This is a genomic window from Endothiovibrio diazotrophicus (assembly GCF_054657215.1).
Window position 1 is genome coordinate 78,660 of the sequence record NZ_BAAHXB010000006.1, and the last position, 22,145, is coordinate 100,804.

Genomic DNA, 22,145 nt, shown 5'->3' on the forward strand with positions numbered 1-22,145 from the left:
TACGGGCCTTACGGCGAACAACCGGAAAGGAGAGCGTATGACCGTTGAATACGCGCAGTTTGCGTCGGGCGGCTTTACCGTGCCCCACGCGAACGCAAAATTGAAGGTCTACACCGAGCGCCAACTGGCCCAGATCCCCCAGCTCGCCGGGTTGGGCGAGGCGCACCGGTTCGCCATCCGCGCGGTGGCGAAGGTGTTGCCGTTCCGGGTCAACCAGTTCGTCCTCGACGAGCTGATCGACTGGGACAACGTCCCTGACGACCCGATGTTCCAACTCACCTTCCCGCAGCCCGGGATGCTCGGTGAGCAGGACTTCGAGCGCATGGCCGACCTGCTGCGCCGCGACGTCCCGGAGGTGGAGATCAAGGCACTGGCCAGCGAGATTCGCCGCGGCCTCAACCCCCACCCTGCCGGGCAGCAGCTGATGAACGTGCCGCGCCTCGACGGCCGGGTGCTGGAGGGGATGCAGCACAAATACCGCGAGACCCTGCTCTTCTTCCCCGCCCAGGGCCAGACCTGCCACGCCTACTGCTCGTTCTGCTTCCGCTGGGCGCAGTTCATCGGCGACAAGGAGCTGCGCTTCTCCTCCACCGACCGCGAGGAGCTGCACGCCTACCTGCTCGCCCACCGCGAGATCAGTGACGTGCTGTTCACCGGCGGCGACCCGATGGTGATGAAGAGCGCCCATTTGGCCGACTACCTGCTGCCGCTGCTCGAACCGGAATACGAGCATGTCCGCGACCTGCGCATCGGCACCAAGGCGCTCACCTTCTGGCCGCAGCGCTTCGTCACCGACCCCGACGCCGACGAACTGCTGCGGATCTTCGAGCGCTTCGCCGAGGCCGGCCGCCACGTCGCGCTGATGGCGCACTTCAACCACTGGCGCGAGCTGGAGCCGCGGATGACCCGCGAGGCGATCCGCCGTCTGCGCGACGCCGGTGTGACCATCCGCAGCCAGGGCCCGCTACTCGCCCACATCAACGATTCGGCCGCCGTGTGGGCGCAGATGTGGCGCGAACAGGTGCGGTTGGGAGTGGTCCCCTACTACCAGTTCGTCGAGCGCGACACCGGCGCCAAGCGCTACTTCGAAGTACCGCTGGCGCGCGCCTGGAACATCTACCGCGACGCCATGCGCCAGGTCTCCGGCATCGCCCGCACCGCCCGCGGCCCGTCGATGAGCGCCGGCCCCGGCAAGGTGGAGGTGCAGGGGGTGAGCGAGGTCAATGGCGAGAAGGTGTTCGTCCTGCGCTTCATTCAGGGCCGCGACCCCGACTGGGTGCAGCGCCCGTTCTTTGCGAAGTACGACGAGAAGGCCACCTGGCTCGACGGCCTGCGCCCCGCCTTCGGCGAGGAGCGGTTCTTCTTCCAGGATCAATACGACGCGATGCAGGCGAAGGCGCTGAAAGGCGCGCACTGACGCCGAGCTGCCGGGTAGGGTGTGCCGACGATAGGAGGCGCACCGGTTTCCGGTACCAACGGAGGTGAAAGGTAAAAGGTCGAAGGTGAAAGGAAAGAAGGGCCATGCCATCCTAAGGAAACGCGGATTGAATCGGCTTCTTACCAAGAGCGGTGGAGTACACGCTTGGGCGTGTACGAGTTTCCCACCATATTCCGGAGGAATGCTGCATTTTTTCGTACGTACAGCCCCAGGGCTGTACTCCATCCGATGGTCCCCTATTGGATCGACGCTCTCCTAAAGCCGGAATCTCCGATCGGTACGGCATTGAAGATGCTCGGATGCCGAACGAAGACCCTTTTACCTTTCACCTTTAGCCTTTTACCTTCCCCATGCTCAAACACATCGTCCTCTGGCGCCTCCTCGACGAGGCCGACGGCCACCCCAAGGCGGAGAACGCCCAACGCATCAAGCAGGCCCTGGAGGCCCTCGACGGCCGCATCCCCGGCCTGCTGCGGATCGAGGTCGGCATCGACCTCAGCGACGATCCCGACAGCGCCGACGTCGCCCTCTACAGCGAATTCACCGACCGCGCCGCCCTCCACGCCTACCACGACCATCCCCTGCATCAGGCGATCATCCCCCTGGTCAAGGCGTGCCGCGCGGAGCGGCGGGTGGTCGATTACGAGGTGTGACCTCACTCCCGCTCCGTAGCGTCGGCCAGTTATCCGCTTTGGTCACCGTCACCCCTCGGGCATAATCGGATGCCATGAGCGCCCGCCGTCCACCCGAACGTTTCCTCGTCGCCTTCTCCTTCGCCGGAGAGCAACGCGAGCTGGTGCGCCGGATCGCGGAGGCGGTGGAGGCGGAGTTGGGCGCCCCCAACGTCTTTCTGGACGAGTGGTTCGAGCACTACATCGCCGGTCACGATGCCGATCTGAAGCTCCAGGAGATTTACGAAAGGCGGGCGGTGCTTGCGGTGGTCTGCGTTTCCGCCGCCTACGGCGAAAAGCCGTGGACCGCCGATGAACACGAAGCGATCCGTGCCCGCAAGATGCGCGCCCGCAACGCAACGGACGAAAGCGCGCGACTCGCCATCCTGCCGATCCGGGTCGGCGACGGCGAGGTCGAAGGGATTCCCTTCAACGCCATTTCCCACGATGCGCGGGAGAAGGGTGTTGCCGGGACCGCCCGCCTGATCATCGACCGTTTGGGACTGATCTTGCCGCGCCCCGAAGCGCCGGCGGTCTCCGGTTGGCCCTCGCTTCCCCCCGCGCTCCACTGGCCGGTGGCCAACCACAGCGAGGCGCGGGACGCCTTTCAACGCCTGATCGGCGGCGATGCCCCCTGGCGCCTGCTGCCGATCCTCGGCGGCTCGCAAACCGGCAAGAGCCACATCACCCGCCAGATGCTCGGCAACGGGCTGCGGCTGCCCGATCTGGCCTGCGGCCGCATGGACTTCAAGGGGAGCACCGACCTGGAGCGCGAGTTGCCCTCCTTCGTGCAACACCTCGGCGTGCCGGTGCCCCAAGGCAAGCGGCTCAACCCCGCGCTGGATGCGATCCTCGACGCGCTGTGTGAGCGCCGGCGCCCCACCCTGTTGATCTTCGACACCTACGAACAGGCGGGCGAGGCGGAGGAGTGGGTGGAGCGCCGGCTGCTGCCCAGCCTGATCCGCTCCCCCTGGCTGCGGGTGGTCATCGCCGGCCAGCGGGTGCCGGAGACCGCGGGCGCCTTGTGGGAAGCGGAGGCCTCCAGACCCATCCCCCTCGAAACACCGCCCGCGGACGACTGGTTCGAATTCGGTCGCCGCCACAACCCGGAGCTGGCGCGGGAATTCGTCGAGCAGGCCTGCCGGCTCACCAATGCCACCTCCGCCCTGCTGGCCCAACTCCTCGGACCCCGCACCTGATCATGGATCTCGGCGAACAACTGCGCATCCTGCAAGCTGCCGACGGCGATCCGGCCCGTTTGGCGCTGGCCACCGTGGATCTGGCCTTTCCGCGGGAGGAAGAGCCTGTTCGCGCCGAGTTGAAAGAGGCGCTGGCGGCGGCGGCGATCCCCCATTGGTGCGACGAGGCGCTGCTCGCCGCCCTGCTCCAAATCCCCCTTGAGCGAAGCCGGGCGCTCCTCACCCAACTGGTGCAATTGACCTGTATCGAGCCCTTTCCCGCCCGCGGGGAGGGGGCGATCAACGTCCACGAGAAGACGCGGCGGGTGTTGCGCAAGTGGATGGCGACGGAAGAGCTGGAGCGGTTCCGTCGTCTCAGCGGGCGGGTTGCCGATGCGTTGACGGAGGAGGACGAGCCGGCCGCGCGGATCGAGTGGATCTACCACCGCCTTGGTTACCAGCCTGAGGTCGCCGCCGGAGAGCTGGAGCAGCTCAACCGGGAGTGGAGCAGTGTTGCCCATCCGGAGGATCATTATGCCCTGGCCGGTGCGTTGGCCGAGCTGGAGCGGGATGGCTTGGTGGCGGGGCGGGCGTGGCTCTGGTGCCGGCTGGTGACGACTGTTGTCCGCCAACTGCGCGGCGAGCATGCCCAGCTCCACGAGTTCGCGGGCGAGGCGCTGGCGATGGCCCGCTCGCTGGGGGACGCGGGCGCCGAAGCGGAGTCGGCTTGCCTGCTGGGGGATGCAATGCAGGCGCAGGGCGACTTGTCGGAGGCGCAACAGGCGTTTGCCGAGTATCTGTCGATCAGCCGGCGCCTGGCGGAGCAGGACCCGGGCAACGCGGGTTGGCAGCGGGATCTCGCCGTGGCGCACAGCCGGGTGGGTGGTGTGCTGGAGGCGCAAGGAAAGCTCGCGGAGGCGCAGCAGGCGTTTGGCGAGGATCTGTCGATCAGCCGGCGCCTGGCGGAGCAGGACCCGGGCAACGTCGGTTGGCAGTGGGATCTCGCCGTGGCGCACGGACGGGTGGGTGACGTGCTCCAGGCCCGGGGCAAGCTCGCGGAGGCGCAGCAGGCGTTCGGCGAGGTTCTGTCGATCAGCCGGCGCCTGGCGGAGCTGGACCCGGGCAACGCGGGTTGGCAGAGGGAGCTCGCCGTGGCGCACAGCCGGGTGGGTGGAGTGCTCCAGGCCCAGGGAAAGCTCGCGGAGGCGCAGCAGGCGTTCGACGAGGTTCTGTCGATCAGCCGGCGCCTGGCGGAGCAGGACCCAGGCAACGCGGGTTGGAGGTACGAGCTCGCTGTGGCCTGCGTATCGGTCGCGCGTCTCGCGGCCCGCGACGGTGATTACCGTGAGGTGGTGAGGCTATACCAGGAGGCAGCGGAGATCCTGGCCGGGTTGGTGGCGGCGACGCCGGCTCACGCCCGGTGGCGGCGGGATTGGGAAATCGTCGAAGCGGATCTGAAAGTGTTTCGGGGAACGGTGGAGAGGGGCTCTCCCCTCCCGTGATGGGATCATATCCTCCCAGGCCAACCCGCCTCTACTTTGCTTCCTTCCGCCCCCACTGCTAGAGTCAAGCCGATGAATAACTTCCAAAACAGGTGAAATTCGCCGATGCCAGCCTTCGGTACCGACGATACTTCCTCCTCCTCCCTCCACGGCCAGCCGCTGATCTTCGGCGAGGTGCTCTACGACTGCTTCCCCGACGGCAACGACGTGCTGGGCGGAGCCCCCTTCAACGTCGCCTGGCACCTGCAAGGCTTCGGCCTGCGTCCGCGGGTGGTCTCGCGGGTCGGTGACGACCCCCTCGGCCAGCGGGTGCTCGATGCCATGGCCGGCTGGGGGATGACCACCGAGGGGGTGCAGCGCGATCCCGACCACCCTACCGGCCAAGTACGCATCACCATGGAGGGGAGCAGTCATCGCTTCGAGATCCTCCCCGATCAGGCCTACGACTTCATCGCCCCCGACCTCCCGCCCGCCACCCCCTCGCTCCTCTACCACGGCAGCCTCGCCGCCCGGAACCCGGTCTCGCGCACCGCCCTCGACGCCCTCAAGCGGCTCGCTCTCCCCACCTTCGTCGACATCAACCTGCGCGCCCCGTGGTGGGACCCGCTCTCGGTGGAGGCGCGGCTGGCCGGTGCCCGCTGGGTGAAGATCAACGACGAGGAGCTGGCGCTGATCGAGGGCGACGGCCCGCTGGCGGAGGTGGCGCAGCGGCTGCGCGGTCGGCTCGGTTGCGCGGCGCTGGTGGTGACCCGCGGGGATGCGGGGGCGCTGATCGTCACCGCCGACGGGGTGATCGAGGGGGCGCCGGTGCGCGTTGCCGAGGTGGTCGACACCGTCGGTGCCGGCGACGCCTTCGCCTCGGTGGTGATCCTCGGGCTGCATCGCGGCTGGGAGTTGGCCGAGACGCTGGCCCGTGCCCTGGAGTTCGGCGCCGAGCTGTGCCGCCGCCGCGGCGCGACCATCGCCGACCCCGCTACCTATCAGGAGTTGCTCAATCGATGGAATCCGTAAACGGTAAGGGTGAGGGTCAGCCGGAGGGGCTCTACATCCAGCTGATCAGCGTCCATGGTCTGGTGCGCGGCTACGACATGGAGCTGGGTCGCGACGCCGACACCGGCGGACAGATCAAGTATGTGGTGGAGCTGGCCCGCGCGCTCTCGGAGAACCCGCGGGTGGCGCAGGTGGAGCTGCTTACCCGCCAGGTGATCGACCCCAAGGTCGATCCCTCCTACGCCGAACCGGAAGAGTCCCTCGGCGGCTGTGCGCGCATCGTCCGCCTCCCCTGCGGCCCCCGCCGCTACCTGCGCAAGGAGGTGCTCTGGCCCCACTTCGACACCTTCGTCGACCACGCCCTGCAACACATCCGCCGCGTCGGCCGGGTCCCCGACATCGTCCACAGCCACTACGCCGACGCCGGCTATATCGGCGCGCGCATCGCTGCGCTCCTCGGCGTGCCGCAGATCCACACCGGCCACTCGCTGGGCCGCGACAAGCTGCGCCGGCTGCTGGAGAAGGGGACCAAACAGAGCACCATCGAGCACCAGTACTCCATGACCCGCCGGATCGAGGCCGAGGAGGCCTCGCTCGACTCCGCCGCGCTGGTCATCGCCAGCACCCACCAGGAGGTGGAGCAGCAGTACAAGCAGTACGACAACTACCACCCGCGGCGGATGATGGTGATCCCGCCGGGGGTCGACCTCACCCGCTTCTCCCCGCCCCAGCGCTTCGAGGGCGACCCGCCGATCGCCCTCGAGGTGGACCGCTTCCTCGACCGGCCGAAGAAGCCGATGATCCTCGCCCTCTCCCGCCCCGACGAGCGCAAGAACATCGCCACCCTGGTGCGTGCCTACGGTGAGAGCCCGGAACTGCGCGAGCGGGCCAATCTGGTGATCATCGCCGGCAACCGCGACGACATCCGCGAGCTGGACAAGGGCGCCCGCGAGGTGCTCACCGAGCTGCTGATGCTGATCGACCGCTACGACCTCTACGGCCAGGTCGCCTACCCCAAGCACCACGCCGCCGACGACGTGCCGCTGCTCTACCGGCTCGCCGCCAAGCGCCGCGGGGTGTTCATCAATCCGGCGCTGATCGAGCCCTTCGGCCTCACCCTGCTGGAGGCCGCCGCCAGCGGCCTGCCGGTGGTCTCCACCAACGACGGCGGGCCCCGTGACATCCAGAAGAACTGCAACAACGGGGTGTTGATCGACCCGCTCGACGCCGCGGCCATGGGCAAGGCGCTGCTCGATGCCCTGACCGATACCAACCGCTGGCGCCGCTGGTCGCGCAACGGCATCAACGGCACCCGCCGCCACTACTCCTGGGCCGGTCACGCGGAGAGCTACCTCGACGCCATCAACCGTTCGATCGAGGCGAGCAGCGCGCACAAACGCAGTCCGGTGGTCCGCGACCGCACCCGCCTGCCCACCGTCGACCGGGTGCTGGTGTGCAACATCGACGACACCCTGCTCGGCGACCAGGAGGCGCTCCACACCTTCGTCGAACGGCTGCGCGCCACCGGCCGCAACGTCGGCTGGGGGCTGGCCACCGGACGCAGCGTGGAGAGCGCCACCGAGATGCTCAACGAGTGGGACGTCCCCTGTCCGGACCTGCTGATCACCGGCGTCGGCACCGACATCCGCTACGGCCAGAAGATGATCCCCGACCAGCGCTGGCAGCGCCACATCGAGTACCGCTGGCACCCCGAGGCGCTGGTCGAGGCGATGGCCGAGCTGGAGGGGGTCGAGCTGCAGGAGTCCTCCGAACTCAATCCCTACAAGATCAGCTACTACATCGACGAGGACGACGGTCCCAGTCGCCGCGAGATCGCCCGCCACCTGCGCACCAAGGACCTGCACGCCAACGTCATCGTCTCCTACGAATACTTCCTCGACCTGCTGCCGATCCGCGCTTCCAAGGGGCTGGCGTTGCGCTACCTGGCGATGCGCTGGGGCCTGCCGCTGGAGCGCATCCTGGTGGCCGCCGACTCCGGCAACGACGCCGAGATGCTCTGCGGCAACGTGCTCGGCGTGGTGGTGGGCAACCACGCGCCGGAACTCAACCGGCTGCGCGGCCAGTCGCGGATCCACTTCGCCGAGGGGAAATACGCCGCCGGTATCCTGGAAGGAATCGACTACTACGACTTTCTCGGCGAGATCCGGATACCCGCCGACGACCGCTGACCCGCTGACGGAAAAACGATATGAACCAACCCTTCGACGACTTCGCGGCCGGCCATCGCGAGCCGCTCTACCTGTTGCTCCACCATTTGGTGAAACTGAACAAGCCGCTGCTCCTCTCCTCTGACCTGTGGGACGCCTTCGACGCCTTCGCCCGGCGCGAGGAGGGGGCGCGGCTGCGCGACAGCGAGGCGGCGCGGCTGATGAGCGCCGCTCAGGAGGCGGTGGTTTGCCCACCATGGATCTACCTCGCGGTGCGCCCCTGGGTCGCCCGCTGGGGCTACCTGCGCTTCCATCTGGAGCACATGGAGCACGAGTGGATCCCGGTGGAGAGCTTCCTGCGCTTCAAGGAGCGGATGATCGAGGGGGGCGAGCACCACGACGACGGCGACTGGCTGCTCGAGCTGGACCTGGAGCCGTTCAGCCGCGGCTTCCCCAAGCTGCGCGAGTCGCGCTCCATCGGTCGCGGCGTCGAGTTCCTCAATCGCCACCTCTCCGGCTCGCTGTTCCGCGACGGCGACCAGGGGGCGGTGCGCCTGCTCCAGTTCCTGCAGGTCCATCAGGCGGGCGGCCACCAGCTGATGCTCAACGAGCGGATCAAGGACGTCCATCAGCTGCGCGGCGCCCTGCGCGACGCCCGCAGGCTGCTCGAGCGCAAGGACGACGACCTCGGCTGGCTGGAGGTCCGCGACGCCCTCGGTGCGCTGGGCTTCGAACCCGGCTGGGGCAACACCGTGGCGCGGATGCGCCGCTGCTTCGACCGCATCATCGACATCCTGGAGGCCCCCGACCCCACCGCCCTGGAGCGCTTCCTCGGCGAGATGCCGATGGTCTTCTCGCTGGCGATCCTCTCGCCCCACGGCTTCTTCGGCCAGTCCAACGTCCTGGGACTTCCCGACACCGGCGGCCAGGTGGTCTACATCCTCGACCAGGTGCGCGCCCTGGAGCAGGAGATGGCCAAGCGGATCGAGGAGCGGGGGCTGGCCCATCTCGGCATCGAGCCGCAGATCGTGGTGATCACCCGGCTGATCCCGGAGAGCCGCGGCACCAGCTGCGACCAGCGCGTGGAGCCGATCCACGGCACCAAGCACGCCCGTATCCTGCGCGTCCCGTTCCGTACCGACTCCGGCGAGATCATCCCGCAGTGGATCTCGCGCTTCGACATCTGGCCCTACCTGGAACACTTCACCGAGGAGGTGGAGCACGAGCTTCTCGCGGAGTTGGGCCACCGTCCCGACTTCATCATCGGCAACTACTCCGACGGCAACCTGGTGGCGACGCTGCTGGCCTCGCGCATGGGGGTGACCCAGTGCACCATCGCCCACGCCCTGGAGAAGGCCAAGTACCTCTACTCCGACCTCTACTGGAAGGAGAACGAACCGAAGTACCACTTCTCCTGCCAGTTCACCGCGGATCTGATCGCGATGAACGCCACCGACTTCATCATCTCCTCGACCTTCCAGGAGATCGCCGGCAAGGAGGACAGCGTCGGCCAGTACGAGTCCTACGGCTCGTTCACCATGCCCGGCCTCTACCGGGTGGTGAACGGCATCAACGTCTTCGACCCGAAGTTCAACATCGTCTCCCCCGGCGCCGATGCCGACCTCTACTTCCCGTACACGGAGCGCGAGCGGCGCCTCACCGGGCTGCATGAGGAGATCGAGGAGATGGTCTACGGCGCGGCCGACGAGTTCAGTCGCGGCACCCTCGGCGATCGCGGGCGGCCGCTGATCTTCACCATGGCGCGCCTCGACCGGATCAAGAACCTCACCGGCCTGGTGGCGTGGTACGGGGCGAATGAACGGCTACGGGCAGTGGCCGACCTGGTGGTGGTGGGCGGCTACATCGACAGGGAGCGCTCCGAGGACCGGGAGGAGCAGGCGCAGATCGACCTCATGCATGAGCTGTTCGAGCGCCACGCGCTGGACGGCAACGTCCGCTGGCTGGAGCGGATCACTGACCGCCGCCTCGGCGGCGAGGTCTACCGCTGGATTGCCGACCGCCACGGCGTGTTCGTCCAGCCGGCGCTGTTCGAGGCCTTCGGCCTTACCGTGGTGGAGGCGATGACCAGCGGACTGCCCACCTTCGCCACCCGCTACGGCGGCCCGCTGGAGATCATCAAGCACGGCAAGTCCGGCTTCCACATCGACCCCAACCACGGCGAGCAGGTGGCCGATGAACTGGCGGAGTTCTTCGAGCGCTGCGCAAAGGAGCCCAAGTACTGGAGCAAGATCTCGGCAGGGGCGATCGAGCGCATCCAGAGCCGCTACACCTGGACCATCTACGCCGAGCGGATGCTCACCCTGTCGTGCATCTACGGCTTCTGGAAGTACTCCACCAACCTGGAGCGCGACGAGGCGCGGCGCTACCTGGAGATGTTCTACGGGCTCCAGTTCCGGCCGCTGGCGCGACGCATGCTGGAGAAACCCTGCCCCGAGGCGTAGCCGCTATCGTGCTTGCTGCTGTTCGGTATCGGTGGGCAGGAACAGCGGGCCTTTCTGGCCGCAGCCGCTGAGCATCGAGCCTACTCCCAGGATGGCGATCACCGCCCACAGTGCGTATTGCGCCCAGCATCGGTTCATCATCGGTCTCCTCGACCCGTGGGGAAAATGGAAACGGGGGATTATAGCGTCAGCGGCGACGGAACAGGCCGCCCAGCAGGGCGCCGAACAGTACCACCGCGCCGATCGCCATCTGCACCCCTTCGGGGAGGCGCGAGAGCCAGCGGTCGAAGCGCGACGGGGGCGCCGCCGGGGGCCGCGCTCCGCCGTGGGGGAAGGCGATGCACATCAGGGGCTCCTCCGGAAGTCCACCGGCCACAGCCTCTGCTCGCCGGGATCGAAGCGCTGCCACAGCTCGGCGTAGGGGGTGCCGAGGGTGGGGTGGCGCAGGGTCGGGGCCAGCTCCGCCAGGGGCTTGAGGACGAAGGCGTACTTGACGATCTCGCCGCGGGGCAACTCCGGCTCGTCGGCGACCACGTCGTCGAACAGCAACAGGTCGAGGTCGAGGGTGCGCGGGGCGAAGCGTTTGCTGCCGCGCTCGCGGCGGTGGGCCTGCTCGATTTCGCGCAGCGCGGTGGTCACCTGTTCCAGGGCAAGTCCGGTGTCGAAGGCGACCACCAGGTTGAAGAAGTTGTCCCCCTCGAAGCCGACCGCCACGGTCTCGTAGACGGTGGAAAGCTCCAGCTCGCCGAAGGCGGCCTCCATGGCGTCCAGGGCGGAGCGGATGTTGTGCTCCCGATCGATGTTGGAGCCGACACTGACGAAGACACGGGCCATGGGGGTTCTATCGGGTATAGGGGTTACTACGGAGTATATGTCAAAGCGGTTGTTGGCCGCCGGTGAGCGGGTTGGTGTCCTTCTCCGTCCGCTCTGTGTTGACGATCATGGATGGCCGTTGAACCACCTCGGACGATGAAAGTCGGGTAGGGTGTGCCGACGATAGGAGGCGCACCGGTCGGAAAGGGCCGTGCGCCTCGTACCTCGGCACACCCTACGCTCCTCCCCCCTTTCCCGCGTACCTTCACAGTAAGAAATAGCCGATCGGAGTTGTGGCGCCTCGGCCGGCTGCTGCCTGCATTCAACCCCGGCTGCCCCGCTCGATGATCACCCCGACGTCGCGGGCGCCGCGCACCGCCCCCTGCTTGTTCAGGGTAAGGCGCACCCAGGGGACGTCGAATTCGTCGAGGACGATGCCGGCACAGCGCTCGGCCAGGGTCTCCACCAGTTGGAAACTACTCTCCTCGACGAAGGCGATCAGCCGCTTGGCCACCGCCTTGTAGTCGAGGGTGTCCTCGATGGTGTCGGAGGCGGCCGCCTTGCGGATGTCGGTGGCCATCTCCAGGTCGAGCACCACGGTCTGTTTGATCTCACGTTCCCAGTCGTAGATGCCGATGACGGTCTCGATGCGCAGGTCGCGGAGGAAGATGATGTCCATGGGCGGCTGAAGGTCGGTCGGAACACGGTCTGTCATGGTACCGCAAAGGAAGGGATGGGTATAATCGACGGTTCCCGCTTGCCGCCGCCGAATCCATGTATACCGAAGCCGCCTTCATCGCCGTCGCCTACCTGCTGGGTTCGCTCTCCAGCGCGATCATCGTCTGCCGTCTGACGGGGTTGCCCGATCCGCGCACCGTCGGTTCCGGCAACCCCGGCGCCACCAACGTGCTGCGCCTCGGCGGCAAGAAGGCGGCGGCGATCACGCTCCTCGGCGACCTGCTGAAGGGGCTGCTGCCGACCCTGGCGGCGGTGCTGCTGGGGCTGCCGGTGGCGGCGGTGGCGCTGGTCGCGCTGGCCGCCTTCCTCGGCCACCTCTATCCCGTCTTTTTCCGCTTCCAGGGCGGCAAGGGGGTGGCCACCGCCCTGGGGGTGCTGCTCGGTTTCCACTGGATGGTGGGTGTGGCGACCGTCGCCACCTGGCTGGTCACCGCGGCGCTCACCCGCATCTCCTCCCTCTCGGCGCTGGTGGCGATGGCGCTGGCGCCGGGCTACGTCTGGTGGGTCTCCGGCGACTGGCAGCCGACCGCGGCCATGGGGGTGATGACGCTGATGCTCTACTGGCGTCACCGCGGCAACATCCGCCGCATCCTCGCCGGCGAAGAGAAGAAGATCGGTCGTTGAATCCGCTATCGCGGATTCAAAATTTATTGAACTGACGCGGGCTTGCGGAGGCGCGAGTGGAACTGTGGCGGGCCATTGGGGAGGCGATCGGGGAGGCGACCGGTGAGCCGTTCGAGGCGGCTCGTCACCACGCCGTGGGTGGCGGCTGTATCAACGCCACCTACGTGGTGGGTGACGGTCGGCGGGAGTTCTTCGTCAAGCTCAACCGGGGCGTCCTGGTGGAGATGTTCGCCGCCGAGGCGGAGGGGTTGGCGGAGATCGTCGCCAGCGCGAGCATCCGTGCCCCGGCGCCGGTCTGTTGGGGCGAGGCGGCGGGCCAGGGCTATCTGGTGCTGGAGCGGTTGGAGCTGGGCGGTGGCGGGGCGGCCGAGCGGTTCGGGCGCGAGTTGGCCGCGATGCACCGCACCACCCGCGAGCGCTTCGGCTGGCATCGCGACAACACCATCGGTTCCACCCCGCAGATCAACGCTTGGCACCCCGACTGGTTGGTCTTCTATCGCGAGCGGCGCCTCGCCTTCCAGTTCGAGCTGGCGGCGCGCAACGGCTTCCCGCAGCTGCGCCGCAAGGGGGAGCCGCTGATGGAACGGCTCGCCGATCTCTTCCCCGGTTACGCCCCCGTTCCCTCGCTGCTTCACGGCGACCTGTGGGGCGGCAACCATGCGGTGGCGCGCGGCGGCGAGCCGGTGATCTTCGATCCGGCGGTCTACTACGGCGACCGCGAGGCGGACCTCGCCATGACCGAGCTGTTCGGCACCCTCCCCGCCGCCTTCTACGCCGCCTACAACGAGGCGTGGCCCCTCGATGCGGGTTACCCGGTGCGGAGAACCCTCTACAATCTCTACCACATTCTCAACCATGCCAATCTGTTCGGCGGCGGCTACGCCGGGCAGGCCGAATCGATGATCGGGCGACTGCTGAGCGAGGTGCGATGAGCATGAAGGGGCGAGCGGCGGTGTGGGGGCGGCGGGCGGTGGCGCTGCTGCTGGCGGCGGTGGTCGGCGGGGCGGCTGCCCAGGAGGTGACCCAGGGGGGCTCGGTGGCGCCCCCCGACGACGGCGCCGAAGAGGGGCCCCGCCACCTGATCCGCGCCCAGTTCACCAGCGCCATGAAGGGGCGCGAGCCGGTGGACCGGATCGACCAGATCGAGAGCGACCGGCGAAGGGTCTACTACTTCACCGAGTTCCGCGACCTTGCCGGACGCACCCTCGCCCACCGCTGGGAATACCAGGGGCGGCTGATGGCGGAGGTGCGCCAGCGGATCGATGCCAACCGCTGGCGCGCCTGGTCGAGCAAGCGGCTGCTGCCCCAGTGGGAGGGGGAGTGGCAGGTCTCGGTGGTGGACGAGGAGGGCGACGTGCTGCGCACCGATACCCTCCTGGTGGTGCCGCCTGCCCAGTAGCCCCTTCTTGCGGAGGATGGGAAACGCGGAGAACGCAAAGACGCAGAGAGCGCAGAGAAGAGGTGTAGGCGCTTCAGAGGAAGGCGCGTTGGGTGATGTGCCTTCCGAGGCGAAGGCCGTGTCTGGTGTGACACAAGACTCAGGAGGGCCACGCGATCTCTTTTTCTTCTTCTCCGCGTTCTCCGCGTTACGTTCCAGAGCCTCAACGGTTTTCAGCGATCTGCTCGATCGCCCAGCGGAGGATCGGCTGGACGCGGGGGGAGAGCATGGCGTGGGCCTCGTCGAGGCGTACCCAGCGGAACTCGTCGTGTTCCGGCCGGCCCAGCGCTTCGCTGACCGGTAGATCCACCTCCCCCTCGCGGCTCTCCGCCAGGTAGTAGCGGGCCACCTTGCCGCGGCGGTAAGGGGGGGTTTCCCGATACTCCAGCCCCCACCGGAAGTCGAGGTCGGTGAGGGTGCTCTCCTCCTCCACCTCGCGGATCGCACCCTCCAGCGGCTCCTCCCCCTCTTCCACCATCCCCTTGGGAAAATCCCAGTACTGGAAGGCGCGCAGCAGCAGGCAGCGCAGGCCGTCGGGAAAACGGCGGAGCACCACCACGCCGGCGGAGAGGGTGCGGGGTTGGTCGGGGTGGCGTCCGGCGCCGGCGCGGGGTGGATAGCTTCTTTTTCTTTTCATGGTGCCCAAGATCATAGCGCAACGGAGCATTTCCACCCGCCCCTCGGCCGCGGCCCCTCGCGGGGCGCGGCCGAGGGGCGGGTGGAAATGCTCCGTCATTTTCGGAGGAAGAGCGGGGAGGTGGGGGGAGTATAATGGGCGGCTATGGCTGAATTCAGTGGTGATGGCGTCGATCGACTGCCGCTTCCGGATACCGAGGCTGCTGCCCATAGCGGGCGGGTGGTGGGGCGGATTCGGGAGGAGATCGAGGGGGCGGGGGGGGCGATTCCCTTTGTCCGTTTCATGGAGCTGGCGCTCTATGCGCCGGGGCTTGGCTACTACACGGCGGGGGCGCGCAAGTTCGGGGAGGCGGGGGATTTCGTCACTGCGCCGGAACTCTCGCCGCTGTTCGGGCGGGCGCTGGCGCGGCAGTGTGCCGAGGTGCTGGAGCGGCTCGGCGGCGGCGATCTGCTGGAGATCGGCGCCGGCAGCGGGGCGCTGGCGGTGGACCTGCTCGGTGAGCTGGCGCTTCTCGGCCAAGTGCCGGGGCGCTATCGGATCCTCGAGCGCAGCGCCGATCTGCGCCGCCGGCAGCAGGCACTGCTCGGCGAGCGGCTGCCGGGACTGGTGGAGCGCGTGGAGTGGCTCGATCGGCTGCCCGAGGGGTTCAGCGGCGTGGTGGTGGCCAACGAGCTGCTCGACGCCTTCGCCGTCCACCGCTTCCATATCGCCGCCGAGGGGTTGCGCGAGTGGGGGGTGGCGTGGGCCGATGGCCGCTTCCACTGGTGCCTGCTCGACCCGGCACCGGAGCTGGTATCGGCGGTGGCGGCGATCGAGGCGGAGCGCGGCGAGCCGCTGCCGGTGGGCTACGACTCGGAGGTCTGTCTCACCCTCGGCCCGTGGTTCGCCGCCCTCGGCGAGGCGCTGGCGCGGGGCATGGCGCTGTTCGTCGACTACGGCTACCCCCGCCGGGAGTACTACCTGACTGAGCGCGGCGGCGGGACCCTGCTCTGCCACTTCCGCCATCGGGTCCACGGCGACCCCTTCCTCCTCCCCGGCCTGCAGGACATCACCGCCTCGGTGGACTTCTCGGCGGTGGCCGAGGCGGCCTTCGCTGCCGGCCTGCGGGTGGCCGGCTACACCAGCCAGGCGCTGCTGTTGCTCGGCTGCGGCCTCGACGAGCTGCTCGCCGTCGAGCGCGACGACGATACCCCCCGTGTCCGTACCGAACTGGCACGCCAGGCCAAGCTGCTCACCCTCCCCGGCGAGATGGGCGAGCGCTTCCAGGCGATCGCCCTGACCCGCGGGGTCGAGGGGCCGTGGCGGGGCTTCGCCTTCGGCGACCGGCGCGGGAGCCTGTGAAAGGCGTTTGAGGAACGTTCGGTCCTGGGTAACTACTCGCCCCTCTGAGTGAACCGAATAAATCGGCGTAGAATGCGCGCCGATACCACCCCAAGGAACCGATCCCGTGGACCCGCTGCACCTCCTTGCCCTCGCCCTGCTCCAGGGTTTCACCGAATTCCTGCCCATCTCCAGCTCCGCCCACCTGATCCTGCTGCCGTTGCTCAACGGCTGGACGGACCAGGGGCTCGCCTTCGACGTGGCGGTCCACCTCGGCACCCTGCTGGCGATCCTCCTCTACTTCCGCCGCGAGGTGGTGACCATGACCTTCGCCTGGGGGCGCTCGGTGGCGGGTCGCGGCACCGACGACGACGGGCGGCTCGCCTGGTGGGTGATCATCGGCACCCTGCCGGTGGTGGTCGGCGGGCTGCTGCTCGACCAGGTGGTGGAGGAGACCCTGCGCTCGCCGCTGGTGATCGCCGCCACCACCATCGGCTTCGGCCTGCTGCTGTGGTGGTCGGAGCGTTACGTCGGCCAGCGCAGTGAGCACCAACTGACCTGGCGCGACGTGCTGATCATCGGCTTCTCCCAGGTGCTCGCCCTGATCCCCGGCACCTCGCGCTCCGGCATCACCATGACCGCCGCGCTGTGGCTCGGCCTCACCCGCACCGCCGCCGCCCGCTTCTCCTTCCTCCTCTCCATCCCCACCATCCTCGGTGCCGCCCTGCTCAAGGGGCTTGAGCTGGCCGCCGCCCCGGGTGGGGCGCCGTGGCTGACCCTCGCCACCGCCGCCGCGGCCTCGGCGATCAGCGCCTATATCTGCATCCACCTCTTCCTCAAACTGCTGGAGCGGATCGGCTTTACCCCGTTCGTCATCTACCGCCTGCTGCTCGGCGCGGTGCTGCTGTGGGCCTATCTGTGAGCGGGCTGGCGGTGCGGTTGGCCGAGTCGCCGCTGCGCGGGTGGTGGCAACTCTTCGGCGGGGGCTGGCTGACCCTGGTGGTCTATCTCAGCCTCACCGGCTCCCCGCCGCAGGTGGACCTCGGCATCGATGCCGCCGACAAGCTGGAACACCTCGCCGCCTACGGCTGGCTGATGGGCTGGTTCGCCCCGCTGTGGCCGGCGTGGCGCCACCGCCTGCGGCTCGCCGCCGCCCTGATCGCCCTCGGCATCACCCTGGAATTCCTGCAACAACTCGGTGGCGTCCGCCACTTCGAAGTGGCCGACATGGCCGCCAACGCCACCGGCGTGCTCATCGCCTTCGGCGGGTGGCAGTGGATCGGCAAGCGAAATACACCCCAGTTCCTGTAGGTTGGGTTGACGCTCCGGGCCTCCTACCCGCTTGCTCAATAAGCACTTCCCTGTGCAAAAGCGCTAGAGAAGCCCAACATTGCGGTGGTCTGGCATTCGACGGCGATTGGGCGTGTGGCGATCCGCCGATCGTAGGGGCGTCGAGCCGTCACCTGTAGGAGCGGCCCCGAGGCCGCGATGGTGCGGAGTGCCGTCGCTTGATTATGCTTGCGGGGGTTGGCGGAAACGGCGCCCGGCTTCCGCATCCTGCTCACGCCAAGTACCTACATCCCTGTAGGCAATCGCGGCCTGGGGGCCGCTCCTACAGGTGGGGTCGTGCGGACGAAAACCTCGAAGATCTTCATGGTGAATCACTCTTCCGAATCCACCCCGATGTGCAGGGCGCGCACCGCGGCGATGCGCCGGTGGCGCAGCGCGTCGCGGATCTCGGGACCCTTCAACCCTTGTTCGGCCAGCTCGCGGGCGTTGATCGCGGCGCACGCCCGGCGGGCCCGTTCGAAGTCGTCGGCCTGAGGGTAGGGGTTCTCCTCATGCCCGGTGCGCCCGCGAGAGTCCGCCTTGCAGGCGAGCAGGAACCGGGCGAAACGCTCCGGGCGGCGGTAGGCGTCCAGCGCGTCGAGGGTGTCGACGATGGTGGTCGGGCGTAGCTCCGCCAGTTTGTGGGTGTGATGGTGGTAGCGGGCGGTCAGCACCGCCAGGTCGCGGAACTCGTTGGGCGCGCGCAGCCGCTCGCAGAGATCAAGGATTGGCGCCGCCCCCTTGCGGTCGTGGCCATGGTGCTTGGGCCACTCCTCCGCGGGGGTCTCCCCCTTGCCCAGGTCGTGGAGCAGCGCGGCGAAGCGCACCACCGGCTCCGGGGAGAGCTTGGCGGCCTCCTCCAGCACCAGCATGGTGTGGGCGAAGGCGTCCCCCTCCGGGTGGTGGTGGGCCGGCTGCTGCACCCCCCACAACCGGTCCAGTTCGGGGAAGATCCGCGCCAGCGCGCCGCAGCCGCGCAGCACCTCGAAGAAGCGCGAGGGACGCGGATCGGCGAGCGTCTTGGCCAGCTCCTGCCACACCCGCTCCGCCACCAGGTGGTCCACCTCGCCGTTCTCCACCATCCTGCGCATCAGCGCATTGGTGCCGTGGGCGACGCGGAAGCCCCACTGGCCGAAGCGGGCGGCGAAGCGGGCGATGCGCAGCACCCGCACCGGGTCTTCGATGAAGGCGTTGGAGACGTGGCGCAGCCGTCCGGCGTCGAGGTCCTCGCGGCCGTTGAAGGGGTCGATCAGCGTGCCGTCGGCCGCCTCGGCGATGGCGTTGATGGTGAGGTCGCGCCGCGCCAGGTCCTCCTCCAGGGTCACCTCCGGTGAGGCGTGCACCTCGAAACCGTGGTAGCCGCGGCCCGACTTGCGCTCGGTGCGCGCCAGCGCGTACTCCTCCTTGGTCTCGGGGTGGAGGAACACCGGGAAGTCCTTGCCCACCCGGGTGAAGCCTCGCGCCAGCATCTCCTGCGGCGTCGAGCCGACCACCACCCAGTCCCGCTCCTTCGGCTCCAGACCGAGCAGTTTGTCGCGCACCGCGCCGCCGACCAGATAGATCTCCATCGCCCCTCACCATCCGCAAACGAAAACGGCACCATTATAGGTGCCGATCGAGGGGTGGGTTGGTGCGGGACTACGACCCGCGGTGGATCTCCCTGCGGTGACCGACCTTGACCACCAGCACTACCACCTCGCCTTCATCGATCTCATAGATCACCCGATAGTCGCCGACGCGAATCCGGCGCAGGCCGGATCGATCGCCCTTCAGCGCGGAGCCGCGGTGAGGGTTTTCACGCAGACTGTCGATGGCCTCGATCAGGCGCAGTCTCAGCGATAGGTGTGGGCCAAACCGAAGGTCGTCCGGGTCACCACGCTCTGCGTGGTGACCCGAGGCGGCTTGCGGGCGAAGTGCGGCGGTTGGACGACGCTCCGCGTCGTTTCCCCGATGGCAAACGTATCGACGGAATACAACGTGATTTGCTCGCGCAGATCACCGACCTGACCGGCCGCAGCCGCCGGACGGCGGGCCGGCGCGTCAATCCGCCTCGGCACGGGCGATGAACAGCCCGTAGATCAAGATCAGCAGCCCGGCGGCGAGACCGCCGACGCCGACCTTGGTGAACAGCTCGGTGAGCAGGTGGTGGTGGGCCGCGCCGCGACCGAGGGAGGGGGAGAGCAGGAACATCATGAACCAGGAGAGGGGGTAGAGCCCGCCGAGGCCGATCAGGATCGAGGCGACGCGCTTGATCCCCGGCTTCAGCGCGGTGAAGAGCAGCGCCAGGGTGAGTCCCAGGGTGACCGCGCTGATGCCCATGGCGTGGAAGTGGGCGCGCTGGGCGTAGCGCCAGATCTTCCCCTCGCTCTTGGCGTCGTGGAGCGTCGGGTGGGCGGCGACGCCCTCCGCGATGTACCCCTTGTAGCTCTCCTCCGAGACCCCGAACGAGATCCCCAGGGCGAGGCCGAAGAGCAGCGTGGCGAGCACGAGGGCGAGCCCGATCTTTACCGTAGCGATTTGGTTTGTCATGCAGGTTTTCCTTGAATGCGGCGCCAACGTGGAACCGCAATGGGTGTCGAATGAAATTTTTGGTCTGTATGGCACCGGCCCTGGCCCGGCGTAATCCGGGCCGCCTCTCCTCCGGTCGAAGCCATGGCGGATTTTATCGATGCGAAGATTATGGTGGGCTTAACGACGTCCTCGGGCCGCGATGACGCTTGGTCCGCCGAGGTTTTGCAATCCCTGCAATCGGCACGAACCCGGCGGCGAATCGGTTATCATCTTCGGCCTCGAAACGGGCAATACGGGCGGAAACGATGAGCGTCTGTGAGATCGGTGGCCGCTTCGGCGGGGTGGAGCGCCTCTACGGGCGCGAGGCCTACGGCTGGATCCGCCGGGCCCACTTCTGCGTGGTGGGGATCGGTGGCGTCGGTTCCTGGGCGGTGGAGGCGCTGGCGCGGATGGGGGTCGGCGAGATCACCCTGATCGACCACGACGACATCTGCCTGACCAACGTCAACCGCCAGATCCACGCCCTCACCGCCACCCTCGGCCGCTCCAAGGTGGAGGTGATGCGCGAACGGGTGCTGGCGATCCACCCCGAGTGCCACTGCTACGCCATCGACGACTTCCTGACCCTCGGCACCATGGTGCGCTACCTGGAGCGTGGCTACGACTACGTCGTCGACGCCATCGACTCGATCCAGTTCAAGGCGGCGATGATCCACCACTGCAAGCGCAACAAGATCCCGATCATCACCACCGGCGGCGCCGGCGGCCTCACCGACCCCACCGCCATCGCCGTGGCCGACCTGAGCAGGACCTACAACGACCCCCTGGCCGCCAAGGTGCGCCACACCCTGCGCCACCAGTACCGCTTCACCACCAACCCCAAGCGGCGCTTCGGCGTCGACTGCGTCTTCTCCTCCCAGCAGCCCATCTACCCGCGCCCCGACGGCAGCGTCGGCCACGAGAAGCCGGGGGTGCACGGCGTCACCCTCGACTGCGCCGGCGGCTACGGTGCCTCCAGCGCGGTCACCTCGGTGTTCGGCTTCGTCGCCGTGGCCAAGGCGGTCGAGCGGATGATCGAGCGCAAGCGCCGAGCCGACGCTGAAAGCACGATGGGGAAACCCTCGCTGTAGGACCTCTGGCGCGAAGAAATTCGGGCAACGCTGGAGCAGGGGTCGGTAGGGTGTGCCGAGGTACGAGGCGCACCGCTTTCCGAGCCGTGCGCTCCCGGTTTTTCGGCGCATTCTGCCCGCTCTCCATTTTTGCCAGCCATATTCCCCGCCCCTTTGGACGTAGACTGGGCGACTCCAACCGCAAGGAAACAAGAGATGGAAGTGCGAAAGAAACTGGCCGTCCTGATCGACGCGGATAACATCAGCGCTTCGATGTGCGAACCGCTGATCCAGGAGATCGCCAACTACGGTGTCGCCAGCGTCAAACGGGCCTATGGCGACTGGACGACCAATCAGCTGACACCATGGAAATCGGTGCTTCCCGAATATGCGATCAGCCCGATGCAGCAGTTCAGTTCCACCAAGGGCAAGAACTCCACCGACTCATCGATGATTATCGATGCCATGGACCTGCTCTATACCGGGCGCTTCGAAGGCTTTTGTCTGGTCACCAGCGACAGCGACTTCACCAAACTGGCGACCCGAATTCGCGAATCGGGGCTCCTGGTGTACGGGTTCGGCGAGCGCAAGACGCCGGGTTCCCTCCAGGCGGCGTGCGACAAGTTTGTCTTTCTCGAGGCACTGGTGGTCGCGTCGCAGGAGAAGGGTGGTGAAGGGAAAGGCGGTGCCGAGCCGGCCAGAAAACGAGCCAAGAAGGAACTCAACCAGGATACCAAGCTGATCACTCTACTGCGTAGCGCGGTGGAGGCTACCGCCGACGACGAAGGCTGGGCGAACATCTCTGCGGTGGGCTCCCACATCGCCAATCAGAGCTCCTTCGATTCAAGGAACTACGGTTTCAAGAAACTCAGCAAGCTGGTCGAGGCCACGGAGCTGTTCGATATGGAGAAGCGCAATGTGCAGAAGAACCACTCCTACGACCTCTATGTGCGGGACAAGCGGTTCGTGAGCCCCGCCGATTGACGGGGCGCAAACGGCCAACGGACGCACCCTTTCCCGGTCGCGAACGGTGGCGCTTCGCAGCCGAGAGGCCGCCGGGTTCAAGGTGCGGCCGGCAAGTGAAATCGTTGTTGGATTTCGATAGCTGTTTTTCGATCAATTCGCAGCGTGAGGTTCGTCGATGAATGTGCCGTCTTTCGAGGATGATTTCGCCTGGCGGAAGTGGCGGGACGAGTGGGCGATCCGCGCCGGTACCA

At 67.6% G+C, this 22,145-nt stretch carries 23 protein-coding genes; 15 read left to right on the forward strand and 8 right to left on the reverse strand.

Translation table 11 applies throughout. From position 1 onward, the window contains the following. The first annotated feature begins 37 nt into the window (after window positions 1–37). The 7 genes from ACYQ2W_RS03200 to ACYQ2W_RS03230 all read left to right on the forward strand — a co-directional run bounded on the left by ACYQ2W_RS03200 (window position 38) and on the right by ACYQ2W_RS03230 (window position 10,409). Complete coding sequence (locus tag ACYQ2W_RS03200; protein ID WP_459863154.1) at window positions 38–1,417, forward strand: KamA family radical SAM protein; 1,380 nt, start codon at window positions 38–40, stop codon at window positions 1,415–1,417. A gap of 371 nt (window positions 1,418–1,788) precedes the next feature. Further along, window positions 1,789–2,091: a Dabb family protein gene (locus tag ACYQ2W_RS03205; protein WP_459863155.1), complete on the forward strand. Its 303-nt coding sequence runs from the start codon at window positions 1,789–1,791 to the stop codon at window positions 2,089–2,091. Between the two features lie 74 nt (window positions 2,092–2,165). Further along, complete coding sequence (locus ACYQ2W_RS03210; RefSeq protein ID WP_459863156.1) at window positions 2,166–3,308, forward strand: TIR domain-containing protein; 1,143 nt, start codon at window positions 2,166–2,168, stop codon at window positions 3,306–3,308. Between the two features lie 2 nt (window positions 3,309–3,310). Continuing rightward, entirely contained in the window at window positions 3,311–4,789 is a 1,479-nt protein-coding gene (locus ACYQ2W_RS03215; RefSeq protein WP_459863157.1) for a tetratricopeptide repeat protein, read from the forward strand. Between the two features lie 105 nt (window positions 4,790–4,894). Then, a complete protein-coding gene (locus ACYQ2W_RS03220; RefSeq protein ID WP_459863159.1) occupies window positions 4,895–5,800 on the forward strand; it encodes a carbohydrate kinase family protein in 906 nt (301 codons plus the stop codon). Next, window positions 5,788–7,968 (forward strand): HAD-IIB family hydrolase, encoded by a 2,181-nt coding sequence (locus ACYQ2W_RS03225; RefSeq protein WP_459863161.1) that lies wholly within the window; start codon window positions 5,788–5,790, stop codon window positions 7,966–7,968. Before ACYQ2W_RS03220 ends, ACYQ2W_RS03225 begins: the two co-directional genes overlap by 13 nt. A 20-nt stretch (window positions 7,969–7,988) precedes the next feature. Beyond that, the gene (locus tag ACYQ2W_RS03230; protein ID WP_459863163.1) at window positions 7,989–10,409 is read left to right on the forward strand and encodes a sucrose synthase; all 2,421 of its coding nucleotides are present in this window, start codon (window positions 7,989–7,991) and stop codon (window positions 10,407–10,409) included. 3 nt (window positions 10,410–10,412) lie between these two features. Here the strand turns inward: ACYQ2W_RS03230 and lptM are convergent, their stop codons facing one another. The 4 genes from lptM to folB all read right to left on the reverse strand — a co-directional run bounded on the left by lptM (window position 10,413) and on the right by folB (window position 11,901). Beyond that, window positions 10,413–10,547, reverse strand: a complete 135-nt coding sequence (gene lptM / locus ACYQ2W_RS03235) for an LPS translocon maturation chaperone LptM (protein WP_459863165.1) — start codon at window positions 10,545–10,547, stop codon at window positions 10,413–10,415. A gap of 49 nt (window positions 10,548–10,596) precedes the next feature. Beyond that, on the reverse strand, window positions 10,597–10,755 hold the full coding sequence (locus ACYQ2W_RS03240; RefSeq protein WP_459863167.1) for a hypothetical protein: 159 nt from the start codon (window positions 10,753–10,755) through the stop codon (window positions 10,597–10,599). After that, a complete protein-coding gene (folK, locus tag ACYQ2W_RS03245) occupies window positions 10,755–11,243 on the reverse strand; it encodes a 2-amino-4-hydroxy-6-hydroxymethyldihydropteridine diphosphokinase (RefSeq protein WP_459863169.1) in 489 nt (162 codons plus the stop codon). Before folK ends, ACYQ2W_RS03240 begins: the two co-directional genes overlap by 1 nt. A 301-nt stretch (window positions 11,244–11,544) precedes the next feature. Then, entirely contained in the window at window positions 11,545–11,901 is a 357-nt protein-coding gene (gene folB, locus ACYQ2W_RS03250; protein ID WP_459863171.1) for a dihydroneopterin aldolase, read from the reverse strand. Window positions 11,902–11,996: 95 nt separating this feature from the next. Between folB and plsY the strand changes: the two genes are divergently transcribed. From plsY to ACYQ2W_RS03265, 3 genes are read left to right on the forward strand one after another with little or no spacing between them, the layout of a single operon-like run. Continuing rightward, complete coding sequence (plsY, locus tag ACYQ2W_RS03255) at window positions 11,997–12,584, forward strand: glycerol-3-phosphate 1-O-acyltransferase PlsY (protein WP_459863173.1); 588 nt, start codon at window positions 11,997–11,999, stop codon at window positions 12,582–12,584. Between the two features lie 56 nt (window positions 12,585–12,640). Beyond that, window positions 12,641–13,516, forward strand: coding sequence for a fructosamine kinase family protein (locus tag ACYQ2W_RS03260; protein ID WP_459863175.1), 876 nt, complete (start codon window positions 12,641–12,643; stop codon window positions 13,514–13,516). A gap of 2 nt (window positions 13,517–13,518) precedes the next feature. Next, window positions 13,519–13,983, forward strand: a complete 465-nt coding sequence (locus ACYQ2W_RS03265; RefSeq protein ID WP_459863177.1) for a DUF2914 domain-containing protein — start codon at window positions 13,519–13,521, stop codon at window positions 13,981–13,983. A 202-nt stretch (window positions 13,984–14,185) separates the two neighbouring features. Here the strand turns inward: ACYQ2W_RS03265 and ACYQ2W_RS03270 are convergent, their stop codons facing one another. Beyond that, complete coding sequence (locus tag ACYQ2W_RS03270; protein WP_459863179.1) at window positions 14,186–14,659, reverse strand: NUDIX domain-containing protein; 474 nt, start codon at window positions 14,657–14,659, stop codon at window positions 14,186–14,188. A 144-nt stretch (window positions 14,660–14,803) separates the two neighbouring features. Between ACYQ2W_RS03270 and ACYQ2W_RS03275 the strand changes: the two genes are divergently transcribed. From ACYQ2W_RS03275 to ACYQ2W_RS03285, 3 genes are all read left to right on the forward strand, one after another. Beyond that, window positions 14,804–16,000 carry a class I SAM-dependent methyltransferase gene (locus tag ACYQ2W_RS03275; RefSeq protein WP_459863180.1) on the forward strand — a complete coding sequence of 399 codons (1,197 nt, stop codon included), beginning with the start codon at window positions 14,804–14,806 and terminating at the stop codon, window positions 15,998–16,000. A 106-nt stretch (window positions 16,001–16,106) separates the two neighbouring features. After that, the gene (locus ACYQ2W_RS03280; RefSeq protein ID WP_459863182.1) at window positions 16,107–16,901 is read left to right on the forward strand and encodes an undecaprenyl-diphosphate phosphatase; all 795 of its coding nucleotides are present in this window, start codon (window positions 16,107–16,109) and stop codon (window positions 16,899–16,901) included. Then, on the forward strand, window positions 16,886–17,290 hold the full coding sequence (locus ACYQ2W_RS03285) for a VanZ family protein (RefSeq protein WP_459863184.1): 405 nt from the start codon (window positions 16,886–16,888) through the stop codon (window positions 17,288–17,290). Before ACYQ2W_RS03280 ends, ACYQ2W_RS03285 begins: the two co-directional genes overlap by 16 nt. 350 nt (window positions 17,291–17,640) lie before the next feature. On the opposite strand, the gene ACYQ2W_RS03290 is transcribed toward ACYQ2W_RS03285, so the two are convergent. From ACYQ2W_RS03290 to ACYQ2W_RS03300, 3 genes are all read right to left on the reverse strand, one after another. Beyond that, window positions 17,641–18,876, reverse strand: a complete 1,236-nt coding sequence (locus ACYQ2W_RS03290; protein ID WP_459863186.1) for a multifunctional CCA addition/repair protein — start codon at window positions 18,874–18,876, stop codon at window positions 17,641–17,643. 70 nt (window positions 18,877–18,946) lie between these two features. After that, a complete protein-coding gene (locus tag ACYQ2W_RS03295; RefSeq protein ID WP_459863194.1) occupies window positions 18,947–19,144 on the reverse strand; it encodes a type II toxin-antitoxin system RelE family toxin in 198 nt (65 codons plus the stop codon). 204 nt (window positions 19,145–19,348) lie between these two features. Beyond that, window positions 19,349–19,837 (reverse strand): hypothetical protein, encoded by a 489-nt coding sequence (locus tag ACYQ2W_RS03300; RefSeq protein ID WP_459863188.1) that lies wholly within the window; start codon window positions 19,835–19,837, stop codon window positions 19,349–19,351. Window positions 19,838–20,124: 287 nt separating this feature from the next. Between ACYQ2W_RS03300 and tcdA the strand changes: the two genes are divergently transcribed. Both tcdA and ACYQ2W_RS03310 read left to right on the forward strand, forming a co-directional pair. After that, a complete protein-coding gene (tcdA, locus tag ACYQ2W_RS03305) occupies window positions 20,125–20,949 on the forward strand; it encodes a tRNA cyclic N6-threonylcarbamoyladenosine(37) synthase TcdA (RefSeq protein ID WP_459863190.1) in 825 nt (274 codons plus the stop codon). Window positions 20,950–21,144: 195 nt separating this feature from the next. Further along, complete coding sequence (locus tag ACYQ2W_RS03310) at window positions 21,145–21,912, forward strand: NYN domain-containing protein (protein ID WP_459863192.1); 768 nt, start codon at window positions 21,145–21,147, stop codon at window positions 21,910–21,912. Window positions 21,913–22,145 lie beyond the last annotated feature (233 nt).